This is a genomic window from Actinomadura sp. 7K507, from assembly GCF_004348425.1.
In the GTDB taxonomy this organism is placed as follows: domain Bacteria; phylum Actinomycetota; class Actinomycetes; order Streptosporangiales; family Streptosporangiaceae; genus Spirillospora.
Map to the genome: position 1 here is coordinate 1 of NZ_SMKK01000169.1, position 21,457 is coordinate 21,457.

At 71.1% G+C, this 21,457-nt stretch carries 18 protein-coding genes; 8 read left to right on the forward strand and 10 right to left on the reverse strand.

What is annotated here, in order from left to right:
- Positions 1 to 6: 6 nt before the first annotated feature.
- Positions 7 to 663, forward strand: a complete 657-nt coding sequence (locus E1285_RS30900; RefSeq protein WP_132158117.1) for a response regulator transcription factor — start codon at positions 7 to 9, stop codon at positions 661 to 663.
- A 56-nt stretch (positions 664 to 719) separates the two neighbouring features.
- Here E1285_RS30900 and E1285_RS30905 read toward each other — a convergent pair whose 3' ends face one another.
- Positions 720 to 1,283: a CGNR zinc finger domain-containing protein gene (locus tag E1285_RS30905; RefSeq protein WP_132158101.1), complete on the reverse strand. Its 564-nt coding sequence runs from the start codon at positions 1,281 to 1,283 to the stop codon at positions 720 to 722.
- A gap of 190 nt (positions 1,284 to 1,473) precedes the next feature.
- Entirely contained in the window at positions 1,474 to 2,664 is a 1,191-nt protein-coding gene (locus E1285_RS30910; protein WP_132158102.1) for an NADP-dependent malic enzyme, read from the reverse strand.
- Between the two features lie 363 nt (positions 2,665 to 3,027).
- On the opposite strand from E1285_RS30910, the gene E1285_RS30915 reads away from it, so the two are divergent.
- The 4 genes from E1285_RS30915 to E1285_RS30930 all read left to right on the forward strand — a co-directional run bounded on the left by E1285_RS30915 (position 3,028) and on the right by E1285_RS30930 (position 6,719).
- The gene (locus E1285_RS30915; protein ID WP_132158103.1) at positions 3,028 to 3,936 is read left to right on the forward strand and encodes an ABC transporter substrate-binding protein; all 909 of its coding nucleotides are present in this window, start codon (positions 3,028 to 3,030) and stop codon (positions 3,934 to 3,936) included.
- Positions 3,937 to 3,940: 4 nt separating this feature from the next.
- Complete coding sequence (locus E1285_RS30920) at positions 3,941 to 4,855, forward strand: amino acid ABC transporter permease (RefSeq protein ID WP_132158104.1); 915 nt, start codon at positions 3,941 to 3,943, stop codon at positions 4,853 to 4,855.
- Between the two features lie 65 nt (positions 4,856 to 4,920).
- Positions 4,921 to 5,673 carry an amino acid ABC transporter ATP-binding protein gene (locus E1285_RS30925; RefSeq protein ID WP_132158118.1) on the forward strand — a complete coding sequence of 251 codons (753 nt, stop codon included), beginning with the start codon at positions 4,921 to 4,923 and terminating at the stop codon, positions 5,671 to 5,673.
- Between the two features lie 77 nt (positions 5,674 to 5,750).
- Positions 5,751 to 6,719 (forward strand): zinc-binding dehydrogenase, encoded by a 969-nt coding sequence (locus tag E1285_RS30930; protein ID WP_132158105.1) that lies wholly within the window; start codon positions 5,751 to 5,753, stop codon positions 6,717 to 6,719.
- A 36-nt stretch (positions 6,720 to 6,755) separates the two neighbouring features.
- Here the strand turns inward: E1285_RS30930 and E1285_RS30935 are convergent, their stop codons facing one another.
- From E1285_RS30935 to E1285_RS30965, 7 genes are all read right to left on the reverse strand, one after another.
- Positions 6,756 to 7,481: a PadR family transcriptional regulator gene (locus E1285_RS30935; protein WP_132158106.1), complete on the reverse strand. Its 726-nt coding sequence runs from the start codon at positions 7,479 to 7,481 to the stop codon at positions 6,756 to 6,758.
- The gene (locus E1285_RS30940; RefSeq protein ID WP_132158107.1) at positions 7,478 to 8,305 is read right to left on the reverse strand and encodes a DUF4097 family beta strand repeat-containing protein; all 828 of its coding nucleotides are present in this window, start codon (positions 8,303 to 8,305) and stop codon (positions 7,478 to 7,480) included. The genes E1285_RS30935 and E1285_RS30940 overlap by 4 nt, the downstream gene beginning before the upstream one ends.
- A 97-nt stretch (positions 8,306 to 8,402) precedes the next feature.
- Positions 8,403 to 8,582, reverse strand: coding sequence for a DUF6104 family protein (locus E1285_RS30945; RefSeq protein WP_132158108.1), 180 nt, complete (start codon positions 8,580 to 8,582; stop codon positions 8,403 to 8,405).
- Between the two features lie 115 nt (positions 8,583 to 8,697).
- Positions 8,698 to 12,465, reverse strand: coding sequence for a multifunctional oxoglutarate decarboxylase/oxoglutarate dehydrogenase thiamine pyrophosphate-binding subunit/dihydrolipoyllysine-residue succinyltransferase subunit (locus E1285_RS30950; protein WP_132158109.1), 3,768 nt, complete (start codon positions 12,463 to 12,465; stop codon positions 8,698 to 8,700).
- A 173-nt stretch (positions 12,466 to 12,638) separates the two neighbouring features.
- Positions 12,639 to 13,310, reverse strand: a complete 672-nt coding sequence (locus E1285_RS30955) for an AIM24 family protein (protein ID WP_132158110.1) — start codon at positions 13,308 to 13,310, stop codon at positions 12,639 to 12,641.
- Positions 13,311 to 13,372: 62 nt separating this feature from the next.
- On the reverse strand, positions 13,373 to 14,281 hold the full coding sequence (locus tag E1285_RS30960) for a glutathione S-transferase family protein (protein WP_132158111.1): 909 nt from the start codon (positions 14,279 to 14,281) through the stop codon (positions 13,373 to 13,375).
- A gap of 63 nt (positions 14,282 to 14,344) precedes the next feature.
- The gene (locus E1285_RS30965) at positions 14,345 to 15,412 is read right to left on the reverse strand and encodes a dihydrodipicolinate reductase (protein WP_132158112.1); all 1,068 of its coding nucleotides are present in this window, start codon (positions 15,410 to 15,412) and stop codon (positions 14,345 to 14,347) included.
- Positions 15,413 to 15,647: 235 nt separating this feature from the next.
- Between E1285_RS30965 and E1285_RS30970 the strand changes: the two genes are divergently transcribed.
- Together E1285_RS30970 and E1285_RS30975 are read left to right on the forward strand one after the other, a co-directional pair.
- Complete coding sequence (locus E1285_RS30970) at positions 15,648 to 16,550, forward strand: SDR family oxidoreductase (protein ID WP_132158113.1); 903 nt, start codon at positions 15,648 to 15,650, stop codon at positions 16,548 to 16,550.
- Between the two features lie 4 nt (positions 16,551 to 16,554).
- Positions 16,555 to 17,352, forward strand: coding sequence for an enoyl-CoA hydratase-related protein (locus E1285_RS30975; RefSeq protein WP_132158114.1), 798 nt, complete (start codon positions 16,555 to 16,557; stop codon positions 17,350 to 17,352).
- 38 nt (positions 17,353 to 17,390) lie between these two features.
- Here E1285_RS30975 and E1285_RS30980 read toward each other — a convergent pair whose 3' ends face one another.
- Positions 17,391 to 18,233, reverse strand: a complete 843-nt coding sequence (locus E1285_RS30980; protein WP_132158115.1) for a hypothetical protein — start codon at positions 18,231 to 18,233, stop codon at positions 17,391 to 17,393.
- A gap of 392 nt (positions 18,234 to 18,625) precedes the next feature.
- Between E1285_RS30980 and E1285_RS30985 the strand changes: the two genes are divergently transcribed.
- Positions 18,626 to 21,457, forward strand: a 2,832-nt coding sequence (locus E1285_RS30985) for a nitrate- and nitrite sensing domain-containing protein (protein WP_132158116.1), incomplete at its 3' end; no start/stop codon positions are given.

Genomic DNA, 21,457 nt, shown 5'->3' on the forward strand with positions numbered 1-21,457 from the left:
GCCCCGATGACGATCTCGGTCCTGCTCGCCGACGACCAGGCGATGGTCCGGCGCGGGCTGCGGCTGATCCTGGAGGACCAGCCCGGCATCAGCGTCGTCGCGGAGGCGTCCGACGGGGCCGAGGCGGTCGCCCTGGCGCGGCGGCTGCGCCCGGACGTGTGCCTCGTGGACATCAGGATGCCCCGGCTCGACGGCATCGAGGTGACCCGCGCGCTGGCGGGGCCGCGGGTTCCCGACCCGATGCGGGTCGTCGTGGTCACCACCTTCGATCTGGACGAGTACGTGTACGGGGCGCTGCGCGGCGGTGCGGTGGGCTTCGTCCTCAAGGACGCCGGGCCCGCACTGCTCACCGAGGCCGTCCGAGCCGCCCACAACGGCGAGGCGCTGGTCTCGCCCTCCGTCACCGTCCGGCTGCTGCGGCATCTGACGGCCGGATCGGCACCGCCGGCCGGCGTGCGGCCCCCGCCCCTGTCGGACCGCGAACTCGAGGTCGTCCGGGCCCTCGCGCGCGGCCGCACCAACCAGGAGATCGCCGCGGAGCTGTTCATCTCGCTCAGCACGGTCAAGAGCCATCTGGCGGGCATCCAGGCCAAACTCGGGGTGCGCAACCGGGTCGGCATCGTTGCCTGGGCATGGGAGAACCGGCTCGTCGACACCTCGTGACGCGGCTCCGCGACGCAAGGCGGTAGGAACGTATGCGTCGAGTCGGGCGTCGCGCGTCACTGGGCCCCGTCGCGTGCCGTGGCGGTTACGCGGGGCTCGCCGGGGTGGCAGGCGGCGGTGACGCTCGGGCGGCCGGCGCAGCGGTCGGAGCAGTAGCGGCGGGAGCGGTTCGCGGTCGTGTCGAAGTACACCCGCTCGCAGCCCTCCGCCTTGCACAGGCCGAACCGGCCGATTCCCCGGTCGGCGATCTTCGCCGCGAGGCCCATCGCGGCGCGGGCGGCGTAACGGTCGGGTATCGAGCCGGACTCGTTGAAGTGCAGATGCCAGTCGTGGCCGTCGTGGCGGGCGATCTGCGGATGGACGGGGTGGTGGATGAGCAGCGTGTTGAGGCGCTCCACGGCGTCGTCCTCGTCCCCGCGGGCGGCGGAGGTGAAGATCGCCCGTAGCTGTGCGCGCAGTTCCCGCATCGCGTAGAGATCGCGGTGGGCGATCCGCCCGCCGAGATGCGGCCGGTGCGCCAGCAGGGCCCGCAGCCCGTCGAGATCACGCAGATCGTCGCCCTGGGGGCGCTGCGTGTTCACGAGATCGATCGCCAGGTCTGCGTACGACGCGAGGTTCACATTCGCTCCTACGGACGCGGCCCAACGGGTCCACAGTCATTCCCCCCTGGCAAGAATTACACCCATTCTTGGGGGAGAAGTGAGGCGCACGACGCGGAATTGATCGAATGCGAGTCGCGATCACCGGTACGGCCCGCGTTCCCCGGCGGGAACGCGGGCCGTCCGGAAAGGAAAGATCGTGAATTGCGGGTCAGACCCGGTTCACGCCCTCTTCGCGGGCCTGGGCGGCCACCGCCGCGGTGACGGCCGGGGCGACGCGGTCGTCGAACGGGCCGGGGATGACGTAGTCGGGGGTGAGGTCGTCGCCGATGATGTCGGCGAGCGCGTTGGCCGCCGCCAGCTTCATGCCCTCGGTGATCGAGTGGGCGCGGACGTCCAGGGCGCCGCGGAAGATGCCCGGGAACGCCAGCACGTTGTTGATCTGGTTCGGGTAGTCGCTGCGGCCGGTCGCCACGACCTTGGCGTGCCGCCGCGCCACGTCCGGGTGCACCTCGGGGGTGGGGTTGGACAGCGCGAAGACGATCGCGTTCTCCGACATCGTGGCGACGCACGACTCGTGCACGGTGCCGCCGGACAGGCCGATGAACACGTCGGCCCCGCGCAGCGCCTCCTCGGTCGAGCCCTTCAGGAGCGACCGGTTGGTGATCCCGGCGATCTGCGTCTTGATCGGGTTCAGGCCGTCCCGTCCCTCGTAGATGAGGCCCTTGCTGTCGGACAGGGCGATGTCGCCGATTCCGCCCTCGATCAGCATCTTGGAGACGGCGATACCGGACGCGCCCGCGCCGGCCACGACCGCGCGCAGCTCCGACAGCGGCCTGCCGACCAGGCGGGCCGCGTTCTTGAGGGCGGCGAGCACCACGATCGCGGTGCCGTGCTGGTCGTCGTGGAAGACGGGGATGTCGAGCGCGGCGCGGAGCCGGTCCTCGATCTCGAAGCAGCGGGGGGCGCTGATGTCCTCCAGGTTGATGCCGCCGAAGCTCGGCGCCATCCGGATCACGGTGTCGACGATCTCGTCCACGCCCGTGCAGTTCAGCGCGATCGGCACGGAGTCGACGTCGGCGAACTCCTTGAACAGCAGGGACTTGCCCTCCATGACGGGCATGGAGGCGGCGGGGCCGATGTCGCCGAGCCCCAGCACGGCGGTCCCGTCGGTGACCACGGCGACGACCCCGGACGTCCAGGTGTAGTCGTAGGCCAGCTCGGGACGGTCGGCGATCGCGGTGCACACCCGGGCGACGCCCGGCGTGTAGGCCAGCGAAAGATCGTCTTTGTTGCGGACCGGAATTGTCGACCGCATTTCCAGCTTTCCGCCGCGGTGCAGCGGAAAGGCTGGATCCTCGTCGAGTGAGGACGGTTCGGTGGGAATGGGCTCAGCAGCCACAGCGACCCCTGTCAGTGAAAGTTGGCTTTCTTGCGATGCCGCCGCGGTGGTGTGGTGTGGTGGCCGGTCACCTGGTGGTCATCTCGCGACGTACGGGGGTCACCCGTTGTGCGATTCTCTCATACAGGTGCACGCGGCTCCGGGGACCGGGGTGGTGGTAACCGTCACGTGACACCGCCCACACGGGCCGGCGGCCGCCGGGCGGAGTCCGTCGTTCGGGTGGTGGCCGGGGGACGCGTTCCGGGGCTGCGTCGTTGCGTGATTGTTTCGGACCCTTTATCCAGATCAGGGCTGTTGTACGCCAAAATGTGCACCTGACCTTCGGATCCGTCGGATCCGACGCAACCACTTGGAGGGGGACCAGTGAACACCGGTTCTCTGCGCCGTCGCGCCGTCGCGGCGGGCGCGCTCGTGCTGACGGGCGCTCTCGCCCTGTCCGCATGTGGCGACAGCAACGACTCGGCCGACTCGGAATCCGGGGGCTCGAACACGAGCGCGGACGCCAAGCTGGCGGCCATGGTCCCGGACGCGATCAAGAGCGACGGCAAGATCGTCGTCGGCACCGACGGGTCCTACCCGCCCAACGAGTCCGTCGACCCGGCCACGCAGGAGATGGTCGGCTGGGACATCGATCTCTTCGACGCCGTAGCGGCCAAGCTCGGCCTGAAGACCGAGTACAAGAACGCGGGCTTCGACACGATCATCCCGGGCGTCCAGTCGGGCAAGTACGAGATCGGGGTCTCCTCCTTCACCGACACCAAGGAGCGCGAGCAGGCCGTCGACTTCGTCACCTACTACACGGCGGGGACGGCCTGGGCGGCGCTGACGGGCAACCCCAAGGGCGTCAACCCCGACGACGCCTGCGGCAAGAGCATCGGCGTGCAGCAGGGCACCGTGCAGGTCGACGACCTCACGGCCAAGAGCAAGGAGTGCACCGACGCGGGCAAGCCGGCCATCAAGCAGGTCGTCCGCAAGCAGCAGACCGAGGTCAACAACGACCTGGTCGCGGGCAAGGTGGACGCGATGGCCGCCGACTCGCCGATCATCGGTGACGCGATCAAGAAGACCGGCAAGCTGGAGATCATCGGCCAGGCCTACGACACCGCGCCCTACGGCTACGCCCTCGGCAAGAACTCCGGCCAGTTCAAGGACGCCGTCCTCGGCGCCGTGAAGGCGCTGATCGCCGACGGCACCTACAAGAAGATCCTCACGGATGCCGGGGTGGAGACCGGCGCGATCACCGACCCGGCGATCAACGCCGCGCAGAGCTGATCGCATGACGGTCGACGACGACGTCGAGAAGGGGCGGCCCGAAGCGATTCGGGCCGTCCCCGTCCGGCATCCCGGCCGCTGGGTCGCCGCCGCGGTCGTGGTCGTGCTGCTCGCGATGTTCGTCAACTTCCTGCTGACGAGCGATGCCCTGGAGTGGTCGGAGCAGCGCAAGTACATCACGTCGGAAGCGGTGCTGAGGGGCGTCCGCAACACGATCCTGCTGACGGTCGCCGCGATGATCGGCGGCATGCTGATCGGCACCGTCCTGGCGCTGATGAGGCTGTCGGCCAACCCGCTGCTGAGCAGTGCGGCCTGGCTCTACCTGTGGTTCTTCCGCGGCACGCCGCTCTACACGCAGCTGCTCATCTGGGGCGCGATCGGCACGCTGCTGCCGACGGTCGGGATCGGCATCCCGTTCGGGCCCGAGTTCCAGACCTGGGAGACGCAGGCGCTGGTCACCCCGATGATCGCCGCCGGTCTGGGCCTGATTCTGAACGAGGCCGCCTACATGGCGGAGATCGTCCGGGCCGGGATCCTGTCGGTGGACGAGGGGCAGCAGGAGGCGGCGAGCGCGCTCGGCATGTCGCGGATGCAGACCATGCGCCGGATCGTGCTGCCGCAGGCGATGCGGGTCATCGTCCCTCCGACCGGCAACGAGGTGCTCTCCATGATGAAGAACACCTCACTTGTCGCGGCCGTTCCGTTCTCCGAGCTGACGTTCACCGCGCAGACCATCTATGCCAGCACCTACAAGATCATTCCGATGCTGGTGATGGCGTGCCTGTGGTACCTGCTGCTGTCCTCGGTCCTGATGATCGCCCAGTACTACATCGAGCGGTACTTCAGCCGGGGGGTCGGCAAGGGGGCGTCGCCGCGCGGCAACCGGGTCCGCTTCCGCGGCGGAGGCGGCGGCCAATGAGCGGAGGTGAGGACAAGGTGAGCGAGTCCCTCGCCAAGAAGCCGGCGCCCGAGAGCGGCGGTCTGATGGTGAAGGCCGAGCAGGTCCACAAGTCGTTCGGCCGGCTGGAGGTGCTGAAGGGCATCGACCTGCAGGTCAAGTCCGGCGAGGTGATGTGCGTCGTCGGCCCGTCCGGGTCCGGCAAGTCGACCTTCCTGCGCTGCATCAACCACCTGGAGAAGATCAACGCCGGGCGGCTGTGGGTGAACGGCCACCTGGTCGGCTACCGGGAGCAGGGCGGCAAGCTCTACGAGCTGCGCGACCGGGAGGTCTCGGCGCAGCGCCGCGAGATCGGCATGGTGTTCCAGCGCTTCAACCTCTTCCCCCACAAGACGGCGCTGGAGAACGTGATGGGAGCGCCGATCTGGGTCAAGCGCCAGCCGAAGGACCAGGTCAGGCAGCGGGCCCTCACGCTCCTCGACCGCGTCGGGCTGAGCGACAAGGCGCAGGTCTACCCTTCGCAGCTGTCGGGCGGGCAGCAGCAGCGGGTGGCGATCGCGCGGGCGCTCGCGATGGAGCCCGCGCTGATGCTGTTCGACGAGCCGACCTCGGCGCTGGACCCGGAGCTGGTCGGGGAGGTCCTGGACGTCATGAAGCAGCTCGCCCTCGACGGCATGACCATGATCGTGGTCACCCACGAGATGGGTTTCGCCAGGGAGGTCGGCGATTCCCTGGTCTTCATGGACGACGGCGCCGTGGTCGAGAAGGGCACTCCCCGCGAGATCCTGGCGAACCCGCAGCACCAGCGCACCCGGGACTTCCTCTCCAAGGTCCTCTGAACCCGGTTCGACACGGCCCGCTCCGCTGCCGGGGGGCGGGCCGTGCGCGGTGCCGGGCGGGTGGTTAGTGTGCGTTCATGTTCGCTGTCACGGCTACGCAGATCGACGCAGACAATCCGCTGAACGGGCTGACGGCGGGGGAGGTGCCCGAACCCGACGTACCGGACGGCTGGACGACCGTCACGGTGAAGGCCGCCGCGCTCAACCACCACGACCTCTGGTCGCTCAAGGGCGTCGGCCTGCCCGCCGACAAGCTTCCCATGATCCTCGGCTGCGACGCGGCCGGGGTGGACGAGGACGGCAACGAGGTCATCGTCCACTCGGTGATCGGCGACCCCGCGCGGGGCGGCGGCGACGAGACCCTCGACCCGAAGCGGTCGCTGCTGTCGGAGAACCACCCGGGGGCCCTGGCCGAGAAGGTCGCGGTGCCGCGCCGCAACCTCGTGCCGAAGCCCGCCGAGCTGTCCTTCGCCCAGGCCGCGTGCCTGCCGACCGCGTGGCTCACCGCCTACCGGATGCTGTTCGACAAGGCCGGGCTGCAGCCCGGATCGTCCGTCCTGGTGCAGGGTGCGGGCGGCGGCGTCGCCACCGCCGCGATCGCGCTGGCGTCGGCCGCGGGCATGCGCGTCTACGCGACCAGCCGCAGCGAGGCCAAGCGCAAGCGGGCGCAGGAGCTCGGCGCGGACGCGGCGCTGGAGAGCGGTGCGCGGCTCCCCGAGCGGGTGGACGCCGTCATCGAGACCGTCGGGCAGGCGACGTGGTCGCACTCGCTGAAGTCGCTGCGGCCGGGCGGCCGGATCGTGGTGTCGGGCGCCACCAGCGGCCAGGTGCCTCCGGCGGAGCTGAACCGGGTGTTCTTCCTGCAGCTGCAGGTGATCGGTTCCACCATGGGCACGCGCGACCAGCTGGAGCGGCTGGCGCGGTTCCTGGTCAAGACGGGGACCAAGCCGCTGATCGACCGGACGCTGCCGCTGAGCAGGGCCCGCGAGGGCTTCGCCGCGATGGCCGAGGGCGACCTCTTCGGCAAGATCGTCTTCACGCCCTGAGCCGGGTGGGGCGGGCCGTGGCCGGGAATGTCCCGGTCACGCCTTGCCGTGCCTCTTCCGGTGGAGGACCTCGTCGTTCAGGCGGGCGCGGGCATCGTCCAGGATCGCCTGGACGGCGGCCAGGCCGTCCTCGTCCATCCGGCGGTCCTTCGCGGACTTGCGGACGTCCTCGACGAACCCGCGGAGCAGGCGCTCCAGCTTGAGGCGGGCGATGTCCTCGCGGGAACCGGTCGCCGTCTTCCATGCCTCGTCCCAGTTCTGCCGCCACTCCTCCTTCCACGCGTGCTTCTGCTCGCGCCAGAGCCGCCGCCACTCGTCCTTCTGCCGGTCGGCGGTCTCCTTCCACGCGTCCTTGGACGCGGTCGTGCCCTGGTCGCGGACGGTCCGGGCGGCCTGCGTGAGCTCCTCGCGCAGGCTCCGGACCGTCTGCCGGACGTCCTCCTGGACGCCGCGTGCGAACTCCTGCGCGGACGCGGAGATCTCGTCCTCCAGCTCGGCGAGCTCGTCCATCCGGTGCTCCAGTTCCTCGCGGCCCTTGTCGGTCAGCGAGTACACCTTCTTCCCCTTGATCACCTCATGGGTGACCAGGCCCTCGGACTCCAGCCGCGCCAGCCGGGGATAGATCGTGCCGGGGGAGGGCGAGTAGACCCCGAGGAACCGGTCCTGGAGGTGCCGGATCACCTCGTAGCCGTGCCGCGGGCTCTCCTCCAGCAGCTTCAGCAGGTAGAGCCGCAGGCGACCGTGACCGAAGACGGGGCTCACATGGATTCCTTCCGGGGTGAGGTGATGTCCGGCTCGCCGGCGTCGCGGCCGAGGAGGGTGATCGGGCCGGAGACCGTGTTGACCGTGAGCCGTCCCGAGCCGTCGCCGATCTTGCCGGCGACGCTGCGCGCCACGGGACGCTCCTGCCGGCCGAGTTCGGGGAAGGACGTGTCGATCCGCCCGGCGGCCGAGTTCAGCGTCACCTCGGCGCCGGCGGATTCGGGGATGCGCAGCGCGACCTCGCCGGAGACCGTGTTGACGTCGACCCTGCCGTCGCCGGCCAGGTCCACGTCGGCGGCGATGCGCCCGCTGACCGCCCGCGCGGCCAGGCGGTCGATGGACCCGCCGGCCAGGGACAGGTCGCCGGACACGGACGTGAACGACACCGTCCCCTCCAGGCCCTGCGCCTCGATCGCGCCGGAGACGGTGTTGGCGTCGATCGCCCCCGCGACCTCGTCGAGCGTGACGTCGCCCGAGGCGCTCTTGATGGACGTGCGCGCCGTCATGCCGGTCACGACCGCGTCCGCCGACACGAGGTTCAGCGTGAGCGGGCAGTCGTGCGGGACGGTCACCGTGATGGACGCGCGGCACCGCTGCGTGCGCAGCCAGTTCAGCACGCCCTCCCACAGCTTCTCGTGGGTGATCGTCAGCATGCCCGCCTCATGCGTGATCACGAGCGGCGGGCCCTCGATGTCGTCGATCATGACGGACGGCCGCTCGCCGGAGGCGAGCACCGAGATGTCGCCCGCGATCAGCGTGGCACGCAGCGCGACGGCGCCGTCGAAATCGAGGGTGGTCGGTTCGTCGATCGTCCAGCGCGACATCCGGGTCTGCCCTTCGTCCGAGCGTCCTGTGACCAGTAAACACGATATGTCGCGTCAACGAAAAGTCAAGATGTATCGCGTTTCCGGCCGGGGGAAGTCAGTCGTCGTCCTCGTCGTCCAGCCGCGCCAGCCAGGTGGCGAGGCGTTCGACGGGCGTCTCGAACTCGGGGTTGAGGTCGACGAACTCGCGCAGCCGCTCGGCCAGCCACGCCAGGCTGACCTGCTCCTCGCCGCGCCGGTCCGTCAGCTCCTCGATGCCCCGATCGGTGAAGTACATGGCCTGTTCCACTTCCTGCGAAATCGTTCTCCGGCGCCGGTGCCCGTCGACGCCGAGGGCCCCGGCGCGGCGCACCGGGGCCCTCGCGTCTACGTCGTTCCCGTTCTCCGGGTGACTACTTCTGCTCGCCGAACAGCCTGGCGAGGAGCGCCTCCTGCTCCGCCTGGTGCAGCTTCGCCGAGCCCACCGCGGGCGACGAGGACGCCGGGCGCGACACCCGCGACATCTTCAGGCCCTCGATGTGGTGCGCCAGCTTCAGCGCCATGAACGGCCAGGCGCCCATGTTGGCGGGCTCGTCCTGGACCCAGACGATCTCGGCGTCCGCCGGGTACTTGGCCAGCTCCGCCCTGATCTCGTCCACCGGCGGCGGGTACAGCCGCTCGACCCGGACGACCGCGGTGTCGTTCGCGCCCGCGGCCTCCCGGGACTTCACCACCTCGTAGAAGATCTTGCCGGTGGTGAGCAGCACCCGCCGCACCCCCGCCGGGTCGATCGCCGGGTCGCTCTCCGGGATCACCGGCTGGAACGCGCCGCCGGTGATGTCGGAGACCGTGGACGTGGCCGCCTTCAGCCGCAGCAGGTACTTCGGCGTGAACACGACCATCGGCTTGTTCCGGCCGGACAGCACCTGCCAGCGCAGCAGATGGAAGTAGTTCGCCGAGGTCGTCGGGTACACGACCGTCATATTGTCCTGCGCGCACAGCTGCAGGAACCGCTCGATGCGCGCGGACGAGTGGTCGGGCCCCTGCCCCTCGTAGCCGTGCGGCAGCAGCAGCACGACGCCGGAGTGCTGGCCCCACTTCTGCTCGCCGGACGAGATGTACTCGTCCACGATGCTCTGGGCGCCGTTGACGAAGTCGCCGAACTGCGCCTCCCAGCAGACCAGCGCGTCCGGGCGGGTCATCGAGTAGCCGTACTCGAAGCCCATCGCCGCGTACTCGCTCAGCAGCGAGTCGTGGACGTAGAACTTCGACACGCCCTGCCCGAACTGCTTCAGCGGCGTGTACTCCTCGCCCGTCCTGCGGTCGACCAGGACGGCGTGCCGCTGGCCGAACGTCCCGCGCCGGGTGTCCTGCCCGACGAGCCGCACCGGGCGGCCGTCGATCAGCAGCGAGCCCATCGCCAGCAGCTCGCCGGTCGCCCAGTCGATCGCGTCGTCCTCGATCATCTGGGCGCGGCGCTGCAGGATCGGCTGGAGCCGCGGGTGCGGGGTGAAGCCCTCCGGCAGGCTGACCTGCGTCTCGATGATCCGCTTCACGGTCTCCGGCGAGATCGCGGTGCCGGCCTTGCCGTGGTCGATCGGGATGCGTTCCTCTTCGTCCGGCTTGACGACCGAGCCCGGCTCCTGGGGCCGCTTCACGGCCTCCCGGGTCTCGGTGAAGGCCCGCTCGAGCTGCTCCTGGTAGTCGCGCAGCGCCTGCTCGGCCTCCTCGACCGTGATGTCGCCGCGGCCGATCAGCGCCTCGGTGTACAGCTTGCGCACCGACCGCTTCGCGTCGATCAGGTCGTACATCAGCGGCTGGGTGAACGAGGGGTTCTCGCCCTCGTTGTGGCCCCGGCGCCGGTAGCAGACCATGTCGATGACGACGTCCTTCTTGAACGTCTGCCGGTACTCGAACGCCAGCCGCGCCACCCGCGCGCACGCCTCCGGGTCGTCGCCGTTGACGTGGAAGATCGGCGCCTGGATCATCCGGGCGACGTCCGTGGAGTACACGCTGGACCGCGAGTACTCGGGGGCGGTCGTGAAGCCCACCTGGTTGTTGATGATCACGTGCACGGTGCCGCCGGTGCGGTAGCCGCGCAGCTGGGACAGGTTCAGCGTCTCGGCCACCACGCCCTGCCCGGCGAACGCGGCGTCGCCGTGGATCAGCACGGGCAGCACGCTGAAGCCGGCCTCGCCGACGTCCAGGAGGTCCTGCTTGGCGCGGACGACCCCCTCCAGCACCGGGTCGACCGTCTCCAGGTGGGACGGGTTCGCGACCAGCTCACAGTGGATCTTGGAGCCGTCGTCGGCGACGAAGTCCCCGGCCGCGCCGAGGTGGTACTTCACGTCGCCGGACCCCTGCGCGCTGCGCGGGTCGAGGTTGCCCTCGAACTCGCCGAAGATCTGCCCGTAGGACTTGCCGACGATGTTCGCCAGGACGTTCAGCCGGCCCCGGTGCGCCATGCCGATGATGACCTCGTCGAGGCTGGCCTTCGCCGACGCGGAGATCACCGAGTCCAGCAGCGGGATGACGGACTCGCCGCCCTCCAGCGAGAACCGCTTCTGCCCGACGAACTTCGTCTGCAGGAACGTCTCGAACGCCTCGGCGCTGTTCAGCCGGCGCAGCACGTGCAGCTGCTCCTCGCGCGACGGCTTGTCGTGCGGGACCTCCACGCGCTCCTGGATCCAGGCGCGCTCCTCCGGGTCCTGCATGTGCATGTACTCGATGCCGACCGTCCGGCAGTACGCCATCCGCAGCACGCCGAGGATGTCGCGCAGCTTCATCGTCGGCTTGCCGCCGAACCCGCCGGTCGCGAACTCGCGCTCCAGGTCCCACAGGGTGAGGCCGTGCTTGAGGATGTCCAGGTCGGGATGGCGGCGCTGGTTGTACTCCAGCGGGTCGGTGTCGGCCATCAGGTGGCCGCGGACCCGGTAGGCGTGGATCAGCTCGTGGACGCGGGCGACCTTGGCGACGTCGTCCTCGTGCGTCGCGGAGATGTCCTTGACCCAGCGCACGGGCTCGTACGGGATCCGCAGCGCCTCGAAGATCTCGTCGTAGAAGCCGTCCGCCCCGAGCAGCAGCTCGTGGATGCGCCGCAGGAAGTCGCCGGACTGCGCGCCCTGGATGATGCGGTGGTCGTAGGTGGAGGTCAGCGTCATCGTCTTGCTGATCCCCATGCGCGACAGCGTCTCGCCGGACGCGCCCGCGAACTCGGCCGGGTACTCCATCGCCCCAACGCCGATGATCGTTCCCTGGCCCTGCATCAGCCGCGGCACCGAGTGGACGGTCCCGATCGTGCCCGGGTTGGTCAGGCTGATCGTCGTGCCCTGGAAGTCCTCGATGGTGAGCTTGTTGTTGCGCGCCTTGCGGACGATCTCCTCGTAGCCGGCCCAGAACTGGCGGAAGTCCAGCGTCTCGGCGGCCTTGATGCTCGGCACCACCAGCTGCCGCGACCCGTCGCTCTTCTGCAGGTCGATCGCCAGCCCGAAGTTGACGTGCTCCGGCCGGACCACCACCGGCTTGCCGTCCACCTCGGTGAACGCGGTGTTCATCTCCGGCAGCGCGGCGAGCGCCTTGACGATCGCGTACCCGATCAGGTGGGTGAACGAGACCTTGCCGCCGCGGCCGCGCTTCAGGTGGTTGTTGATGACGATGCGGTTGTCGATCAGCAGCTTCGCCGGGACGGTGCGCACGCTCGTCGCGGTCGGGACCGCGAGGCTGGCCTCCATGTTGGTGGCCGTCCGGGCGGCGGCGCCGCGCAGCCTGACCTCCTCGGCGCCCGCCGGCACGGGCGGCGGCGCCGGCTTCCCGGTGGCCGGCTTCCCCGTGGTCGGCTTCCCGGCGGCCGGCTTCCCGGCGGGCTGCTCCTCCGCCTTCGGCGCGGGCTTGGCCTTGGGGGGCTCAACCGGCTGCTGCGGTGTCGGCGGAGCGGCCGCCGTGCCGTTGCCGGCCTTCGGGGCCGTGCCTCCGGCGGGCGCCCGAGGCGCCCCCGGCGAGGCGGGGGTCACGGACCCGGGCCGGCTGTCCGGCTGGTAGTCCGCGAAGAAGTTCCACCAAGCCTCGTCAACCGAGTTCGGATCCTCGAGGTACTTCTGGTACAGCTCGTCGACCAGCCACTCGTTGGCACCGAAGTCTGTCATCGTTGGGTCGGCACTAGTTTGCGACGACTCTGTCGACACGGCGGAGATCGCCCTCTTCCGCAGCTCAGGTTTAATTTCTAAGACTCGTCAAGGCTACTCGTTCTTGCTCCTGACCCATGCCAGCACGGTGCGACGCCGCACGCGCGCCGCCTCAATATGGCTCAAGCTGCCGAAGCCAGGACCGTGACTTCGGCAGTGTTCGCCAGCCCGGATCAGTGGGTGTGGGGCGCCACCGTCGGGCCTTCGCTGGCCTGGATGAGGACGAAGCCCTGGCCCTGGTAGGCGAGCTGCATGGCTTCGCCGCTGCCCCGGCCGATGAGGGCGCCGGCCTTGAAGGTGCGGTTGACGCCGACCTGGAGGCTGGTGCTCCAGGCGACGGCGGACTGGCCGTCGGCGAAGGTGGGGGCGCGGCCGCAGTCGAGCATGACCGGGGTGCCGTGGGTGGTGAGGGCGACGAAGCCGGTGCCGGTGAGGGTGGTGTTGAACAGGCCGCCCGCGGCGATGCCCGCGCCCTGGACCTTCTGGATGTCGGACTGAAGGTGGGCGTCGTAGGCGAGGATGTTGGCGCCGTTGACGGTGAGGCCCTCGTTCTCCAGGTAGAACAGGTGGATGTCGTCGGCGTCGTTGGCGACGAACAGCAGGCCCTGGCCCTTGACCCGCATCGTCGGGACGCCCTCGCCGGTGAGGGCCTTCTTCATGAACTTGCCGATGCCGCCGGAGCCCTCGTAGTCGAACTCCATCTGGCCCTGGAAGGCCACCATGGACCCCTGCCGGGCCAGGACGTCACCGTTGAGGTGGATCCGGAGCATCTTGGAGTTCTGAAGGGCGAAGTGGCCGGGGAGCTGCTGCCCCTGGTCCATGTTTCCGAAGAACTGGCTACGCATGGTCGGGTCGTGCCTCTCGTGGGGATTGCTAGAGGTTCGCCAGCATAACGAGGGTGGCGAGGTCAGCGGTCCCGGCCATGGGGAGCGGTCCAATCGACGAGGGGACCCTTGGGGACGACTCCGGACGGGTTGATGTTGCGCTGGGTCACGTAGTAGTGGCGCTTGATGTGGTCGAAGTCCGTGGTCTCGCCGAACGCCGGGATCGAGTACAGGTCACGGGCGTAGCCCCACAGGGCGGGGTAGTCCGTCACGTGGCGCAGGTTGCACTTGAAGTGGGAGTAGTAGACGGCGTCGAAGCGCGCGAGCGTCGGGTAGAGCCGGACGTCGGCCTCGGTGATCTCGTCGCCGAACAGGTAGCGGCTGCCGGAGAGGCGCTCTTCGAGCTGGTCGAGGGTGGCGAAGAGGGCGTCGGCGGCGTCCTCGTAGGCGGCCTGGGACGTGGCGAACCCGGCCTTGTAGACGCCGTTGTTGACGGTCGTGTAGACGAGCTCGTTCAGCTCGTCGATCCCGGGGCGCAGCGCCTCCGGGTACAGGTCGGGCGCCCCCGCCCGGTGGTGGGCGGTGAATTCCGTCTCCATCATGGTGGTGATGTTCGGGAAGTCGTTGGTGACCAGGCGCTCGGTCTCGGTGTCCCAGATGCAGGGGACCGTGTAGCGGCCCTCGAAGGACGGGTCGGTGCCGAGGTACAGCTCGGAGAGGAACTCCGCGCCGGTGACCGGGTCGCGGCCGGGGATGCGCCAGCCGCGCTCGTCGCGGATCGGGTCGACGACGGCGACGCTGATCGCGTCCTCCAGGCCGAGCAGGCGCCGGACGATCAGGCTGCGGTGCGCCCACGGGCACGCGTAGGAGACGAAGAGCCGGTAGCGGCCGGGCTCGGCGGGCAGGCCGCCCGACCCGTCGGCGGTGATCCGCCCGGTGAACCGGTTCGGCTGCCGCACGAACCGGCCCCCCTCGACCTCCTGGACGCTCATCCCGAACTCCTCCCGACGTCGATGGGGTGGTCCCGTGGCCCACGATAGCCGCCGGGCGGCCGCTCAGATCCGCATGTGGCCGCGGGCCATCGGAAGATCGAGGCAGGTGCGGATGCCCGGCTCGGCGGCGCAGACGACGGGGACGGAGTTGAGGGCGTGTGCGGCGGCGGCGGAGATCGCGTCGGAGACCCACGTCTCGTCGGTCGCGAGCGTGAGGGAAGGCCGGCCGTCCACGCGCAGCGAGTATCCGGGGCTCCCCCATTCGTCGCCCATCCGCGCGGCGTCCGCCTTGTGCACGACCTCAAGGGTGATCACGGGCCGTCCGGCGGCCAGCCCGCTGAACGTCCAGCGGGCCCCCGCGACCGTGCCGCGCGGGACGGGCCCGGCGGCGGTGGTGAGGTCGGTGCCCGCGAGCCGGTGCTGCACGTCCACGTCGATCTCGTCCAGGTCGACGCCGAGCCCGGCCGCGACCAGGTGCAGGCTCTCGGAGAACACCGCGCGCATCGCGTTGCGGGTGGGCCGCAGCGCGCGCAGGTACGCCTCCTCGTTCTTCCCGAAGCCGAGCATGTGGTGGACCATCTGCCAGGACGGGTGCCGGGCGAAGTCGGAGACCTCGCGGACGTAGACGTGGGTGATCCGCCGCGACAGCCGCGCCAGCATGAGCGGCATGAGGTCGGCCATGAAGCCGCCGCTGATCCCGCTGCCGTGCACCGAGACGCCGCCGCGCTTGCACGCCTGTTCCAGCTCGTTCACGTACTGCGGGCCGTGCGCCTGCGGGTAGACGAAGCCGTTCAGGGAGATGACGTTCTTGCCGGAGGCGAGCAGCCTGCAGACCGTCTCGAGTTCGGTGAAGCGGTCGGGCGCCGGGCTGGGGGCGTAGATGACGCAGTCGGCGTCCAGGTCGAGGATGTCGCCGGCGTCGCCGGTCGCGGTGACGCCGATGGGGTCGCGGCCGGCGAGGACCCCGGCGTCGACCCCGGCCTTGGCCGGGGTGTGCACCCAGGCTCCGGCGAGTTCCATGTCGTCGCGGTCGAGGACGCCCCGGATCACGCTGCGGCCGATCGCGCCCGTCGCCCACTGGACGACGCGATGGGGGCGGGTGCTCGACGTGAACGCGCGGGCAGGGCTCATCGAGACCGGGACCTCCGTTGCTCCTCGCGGTGGAGACTACGCCGTCCGCTCCGACGAAAAGCGGCATTCAGCGCAACTTTCCCCCATGCCCCATCGTACGCAGGACTGGTCCCGCGTCCAGGCGGGAAGAAAAGCCGGGGGCCGCGGCCGAGCGGGATTCGGTTCAGTGGTACCACTTGGTAACCCCCGGGTGATTGTCCGGGGTGCGTAGTCGGTGCGATGTGAGGAGACAGGGATGTCGGAACTGCGCTACGACGGCCGCGTGGCGGTCGTGACCGGAGCGGGCCACGGCCTCGGCCGCCAGCACGCGCTGGAACTCGCCGCGCGCGGCGCCAAGGTCGTCGTCAACGACCTCGGCGGCGACCGGTCCGGTGCCGGCGCCTCCGCCGGCCCCGCGCAGGAGGTCGTGGACGAGATCAAGAAGAACGGCGGCGAGGCCGTCGCCAACCCCGACAACGTCGCGACCCCCGAGGGCGCGCAGGCGATCGTCCAGGGCGCGCTGGACGCGTTCGGCAAGGTCGACATCGTCATCAACAACGCGGGCATCCTGCGCGACAAGTCGTTCAAGAACATGTCCCCGGAGGAGTTCGACTCCGTCATCGCCGTCCACCTGCGCGGCTCGTTCCTCGTCTCCAGCGCCGCGTGGCCCCACCTGCGGGAGAACGGCTACGGCCGGATCGTCAACACCTCGTCCCCGGCGGGCCTGTTCGGCAACTTCGGCCAGGCCAACTACTCCACGGCCAAGATGGGCCTGGTCGGGTTCACCAAGACCCTCGCCCAGGAAGGCGCCAAGTACGACATCAAGGCCAACGCGATCGCACCGGTCGCCTGGACCCGGATGACCGAGGACCTGCTGCCCGCCGACTTCTCCGAGAAGCTGGGCGTCGACCAGGTCACCCCCCTGGTCGCCTACCTCGTGCACGAGGGCGTCGAGGACTCCGGCGAGGTCTACACCGTCGGCGGCGGCCGCATCGCGAAGATCATCGTGGCGGAGGGCCCCGGCTACGGGCAGAAGACGACGCTGTCGGCGGAGGACGTCCGCGACAACTGGGCGGCCATCAACTCGGCCGAGCCGATGACGGTGTTCAAGAACGTGGGCGAGCAGATGGGCCCGCTCATCCAACTGCTCAGCTCCTGAGCCGTTGAGCGGGATCAAGCTCGACCGGCGGGACGGGGTCCTCACCATCACCCTGTCCCGCCCGGAGCGTCTGAACGCCGTCGACGGCGCACTGACCGAGGAGATGCTCGACGTCCTGAACGAGCTGGCGCGCGACCCCGACACCCAGGTCGTGGTGCTCACCGGCGAGGGCCGCGGGTTCTGCTCGGGCATGGACATCCAGGGCGGGGACCCGGGCGAGGAGAGCTCGGAGGGACGCGTCCAGCGGCTCTACCGGGGCATCGCCCGCGGCGGCGAGGTCACCGCGCGGCTGCGGGAGATCCCGCAGCCGGTGATCGCGGCGCTGCGCGGCCCCGTCGCGGGCATGGGCGTCTCCTGGGCGCTGGCCTGCGACATGCGGGTCGCCGACCCGACGACCCGCTTCGTGGTGCCGTTCGTGAACCTCGGCCTGTCCGCCGGAGACTGCGGCCTGTCCTGGCTGCTGCCCCGCCTCGTCGGCCCGGCCAGGGCCGCGGAGATCTTCTACCGGGCCCAGCGCATGGACGTGAACCGCGCCGACGCCCTCGGCCTCATCACCGAGGTCGCCGCCGAGGGCGCGGACCTGGAGGCGGCTCACGCCCTCGCCGGCGAACTGCTCACCAAGTCCCCGTACGGACTGCGGCGGACGAAGGAACTGCTCAACGCGTCCCTGGACGCCCCCGGGCTCCGGCGCCAGCTGCAGGCGGAGACCGCCGTCCAGACCCTCGCGTTCTTCAGCGAGGACCTGGCCGAGGGCATGGCCGCCACGATGGAGAAACGCCCCCCGAAGTTCGACAACCGCTGATTCCGGCGGGTCCGGGTAGCCCAGGGTGACCCTCTGGGCTACTCGGACAGGGCCATGGACAGGGCCTCGACGTAGCGGAGGGCGGCCAGTCTGGCCAGGGCCGGGTGGGCGCCCAGGGGGGCGGCGTGGGCGGAGCCCACGACGGCCGCGGCGGGCGTGGTCAGGTTCGCCTCCGGCTCGGGGCCGATCAGGTGGGGGGCGACCGCGATGGACGTGGCGCCCGCGGCGCGCAGCTGCTCCGCCGCGGCCTTGACGGACGCCTCGTCGTTCAGCGAGGCCGTGAAGACCGGGGCCGCCAGCCGGGAGGCGAGCAGCACGCCGGTGACCTCGGCCTGACGCACCGCCGTGGTGTCCCCCGGGGTGGCCACGATGACGCCGGACGCGGCGGTCACCATCGTCATCAGCCTGATCCGGTCGGCGCGGGCGAGGCCGGCGTCGGCGAGCCGGTCGTGCAGCGCCTCGGCGATGAGCGGGTGCGGGCCGAGCGGCTCGGCGGCGACGGCGCGCGCCGGGGTGGCCTCCACCGCCGCCCTGACGGCCGCGTCCAGCGCCGGGTCGGGCCCGGTGGACAGCGGGACGACCACCGCCGCCAGCCCGTCCTCCTCGCGGCGCAGCCCGGCCAGGACCGCGTGCAGGTTCGCCTCGTCCCCCTCCAGGTGCCCGATGCGGGCTGGCTGGCCGGTGTGCTCGATCTCGACGAGCCTGGCGAGCTCGGCGGCGATCTCGGTGCCGGCGTGCCGGGCGGGGCCGGGAACGGCCAGGACCAGCGTGGGGGATCCGGGGGGCAGCAGGAAGGATTCGTCGCCGCGGTGCCGGCCGCCGCGCGGGGTGCGGCGCCGTCGCGACGGAAGTGCCTCGGATGCCTGGCTTTCGGGACTCACGGCGGGCATCGTAACGCCCTGGGGCCCGGTAGCCGGAAACCCGTCCCGGGCGGCCGTGTTCGGCGGCCCGGTGTGGGGGCCCTCGTTCCGGCCGCCGTCGTTGCCTGTATGGATCGTGGATCTCCTTCCCGTGCCGGCCGCGACGCGAGCGGTGGGTGAAGCAGCACAGTATGGCGCATCCGGCCCCCGACGACAGGGGGAAATGAAGTAAGTTGTCCGAATTTGCCGCTATCTCTTTGTCGAGGTTCGGTCTCTCCGGCACCGCCGGGCGCGTAGCCGCAGGTGGCACAGAATGGCCGCAATACGCACGAAAGGCGGCAAAGGGGTTGCGGCCCGGTCGCCGACCGCCTTTATGATCCAGGGACCCTCCGCGCCGGAACGTTCGAGGTCACATGGAATCCGTTTCATCCAGGGGGGACACCCCCCAGGACACCACGGCGAAGACCCGTCGGCGCCGCGGCCCGTTCCGCCGCGCGGGCACGCGGTCCGGCGGCCGGCGCACGCGCCCGGCCGGGGCGCGCTCGATCCGGACCCGATCGATCAGGACGAAGGTCACCGCGCTGCTGCTGGTGCCGCTGCTGTCCCTCGTCGCGCTGTGGGGGTACGCCGCCAACCTCACCGCACGCGACGCGCTCGCCCACCGCAACTACCACACGCTCGACCGCATGCTCGCGCCGAGCGGCCAGGGCGTCTTGATGGAGCTGGGCAAGGAACGCCAGGCCGCCGCCGTGTTCCTCAGCACCCCGCGCGCGAGCGCGCCGGGCTCGCTCGACGAGCAGCGCCGGCGCCTGGACGCCGCCGTCGCCCACTTCCGCCGGGAGGCCACCTCCGCCGAGGCGCGCGACGCCATGCCCGCCGGGCTGGAGGAGCGCGTCGAGGACGTCATCCAGGGGTTCGGCGGGCTCACCGGCCTGCGGTCCGCCGTCGACGGGCGCTCCATCGAGCGGCTGACCGCGATCGACCAGTACAGCACCCTGGTCGACGACGTGCACCGGGTGTACGACCGCCTCGACATCGACGACTCCGAGCTGTACACCTCGACGCTGGCGACCCGGCACGCCGGCCGCGGCATCGAGCTGCTGCAGCGCGAGAACGCGCTGATCGCCTCCGCGCTCGCCACCGGGGGCCGGATGACGGCGGCCGAGCACCGGATGTTCGTCGAGATGGTGGGCGAGCAGCGCTGGCACTGGGTCCAGCAGCGCTCGCTCCTCGACCCGGAGCTCTACGCGACGGAGACCGCGCCCGTGTTCGCCTCCCCCGTCTACCAGAGCTTCAGGGGGATCGAGGACCGGATCGCCGACGCCGATCCGCGCAGGCCGCTCCCCATCGCCGCGGACGAGTGGCGGCGCACGGCGCAGCAGCTGGCGCTGATGGCCGGCGACATGCTCCTCGACAACTCCCGGCGCGCGGGCGAGGACGCCGACGCCCTCGGCCGGGCCGCCTACGTCCGGCTCGGCGTCGTCGGCGGCCTCGGCCTGCTGGCGATCATCGCCTCGGTGCTGCTGTCGCTGCGGCTCGCGCGGGGGTTCGTCCGGGAGCTGGTCGCGCTGCGCGGGTCCGCCGAGGAGCTGGCCGACCACCGCCTGCCCGGCCTGGTCGACCGGCTGAGCCGCAACGAGAGCGTGGACGTCGGCGCCGAGGCGCCGCCCCTGGGCACGGGCCGCACCACCGAGGTCGCCCGGCTCGCCGACTCGTTCTCCAAGGTGCAGCGCACCGCCGTCGACGCGGCCGTCGGCCAGGCCGAGCTGCGGGCGGGCGTCAGCCGCATCTTCCTGAACATCGCCCGCCGCAACCAGTCGCTGCTCCACCGCCAGCTGGCGATGCTGGACGGCCTGGAGAGCCGCGCCGAGCCCGACGACCTCGAGGACCTGTTCCGGATCGACCACCTCACCACCCGCATGCGGCGGCACGCGGAGAGCCTGATCATCCTGTCCGGCGCCACGCCGGGCCGCGGCTGGCGGCATCCGGTGCGCTTCGCCGACGTGCTGCGCGCCGCCGTCTCGGAGATCGAGGACTACACCCGCGCGACCGTCCTCACCGAGTCCGAGGACGGCCTGGTCGGCCCCGCCGTCACCGACGTCATCCACCTCCTGGCCGAACTGCTGGAGAACGCGGCCGTGTTCTCCCCGCCCAACACCGAGGTGCGGGTGATGGCCGAGCGGGTCGGTGTCGGGTTCGCCGTCGAGGTCGAGGACCGCGGCCTCGGCGTCATGCCCGAGCGGCTCGAAGAGGCCAACCGGCGGCTCGCCGAGGCGCCCGACTACGACCTGGTCGACACCGACCAGCTCGGGCTGTTCGTCGTCGCGCGGCTCGCCGCCCGGCACAACATCTCGGTGTCGCTGCAGCGGTCCCCGTACGGCGGCGTGACGGCGATCGTGCTGATCCCGCACGAGCTGGTGGTGCCCGCGGAGCACATGGCGGCCGCCATGCTGCCGGCGGCGTCCGAGCCCGGAGGGGACCACGAGCACGCGGCGGACGCGGCGGACACGGCGGACACGGCGGACACGGCGGCCGGTGGCGAGGCGCCCGCGGACCAGGAGCCCGCGCTGGTTCCCGCGCCGCGGTCCGAGGCCGTCGTCCCGCTGCGCGAGAACGAGACGACCGGGCGGTTCGCCTCCCTGCCCGCTCAGGAGCCGCACCAGCGCCGCCGGGACGCCCTGGGCGCCGCCGGGCATCCGGAGGGCGGCGACGGGAACCGGGAAGCGCCGCCCGCGCTCCCGCAGCTGGCCGGGCCCCTTGGGCCGTGGGCCTCGCCGGGCAACACCGCGCCCGGCCCCGCCCCGAACCCCTGGTCGGACGAGGCCGTGCCGGTCACCGGCACCGGGCCGCCCGAGCCGTCCCGGCCGTCCCGGCCGTCCTGGCCGGCCGGAGCGGGCGCCGCGGAGGTCGTGGACGCGGACGAGGTCGTCGACGCCGACGAGATCGTGGACGCGGACGTGGCCGAGGACGCCCACGAGGACTGGCAGCCGGCGGCGACCCGAGCCCAGCCGGCGGGGACCCACGCGGGACTGCCGCGCCGCAAGCGGCAGGAGAACCTGGCGCCGCAGCTGCTCAAGAGACCCCCGCCACCCCTGCCACGCGTCAGCGAGGGCGCGTCCGGGGGCATCGCACGCTCGCCCGAGGAGGCACGTTCGCTGATGGCATCGATACAGCAGGGCTGGCGGCGCGGACGCGCGACGGACGTCGGGGACGGCGCGGGCGGCAACGCGGGCGACGGCACGGGG

Coding starts and splice junctions, on each gene's coding strand:
- E1285_RS30900 (WP_132158117.1), top strand. CDS start 7: ATGACGATCTCGGTCCTGCTCGCCGACGACCAGGCGATGGTCCGGCGC.
- E1285_RS30920 (WP_132158104.1), top strand. CDS start 3,941: ATGACGGTCGACGACGACGTCGAGAAGGGGCGGCCCGAAGCGATTCGG.
- E1285_RS30925 (WP_132158118.1), top strand. CDS start 4,921: ATGGTGAAGGCCGAGCAGGTCCACAAGTCGTTCGGCCGGCTGGAGGTG.
- E1285_RS30930 (WP_132158105.1), top strand. CDS start 5,751: ATGTTCGCTGTCACGGCTACGCAGATCGACGCAGACAATCCGCTGAAC.
- E1285_RS30940 (WP_132158107.1), bottom strand. CDS start 8,305: ATGTCGCGCTGGACGATCGACGAACCGACCACCCTCGATTTCGACGGC.
- E1285_RS30945 (WP_132158108.1), bottom strand. CDS start 8,582: ATGTACTTCACCGATCGGGGCATCGAGGAGCTGACGGACCGGCGCGGC.
- E1285_RS30955 (WP_132158110.1), bottom strand. CDS start 13,310: ATGCGTAGCCAGTTCTTCGGAAACATGGACCAGGGGCAGCAGCTCCCC.
- E1285_RS30960 (WP_132158111.1), bottom strand. CDS start 14,281: ATGAGCGTCCAGGAGGTCGAGGGGGGCCGGTTCGTGCGGCAGCCGAAC.
- E1285_RS30965 (WP_132158112.1), bottom strand. CDS start 15,412: ATGAGCCCTGCCCGCGCGTTCACGTCGAGCACCCGCCCCCATCGCGTC.
- E1285_RS30970 (WP_132158113.1), top strand. CDS start 15,648: ATGTCGGAACTGCGCTACGACGGCCGCGTGGCGGTCGTGACCGGAGCG.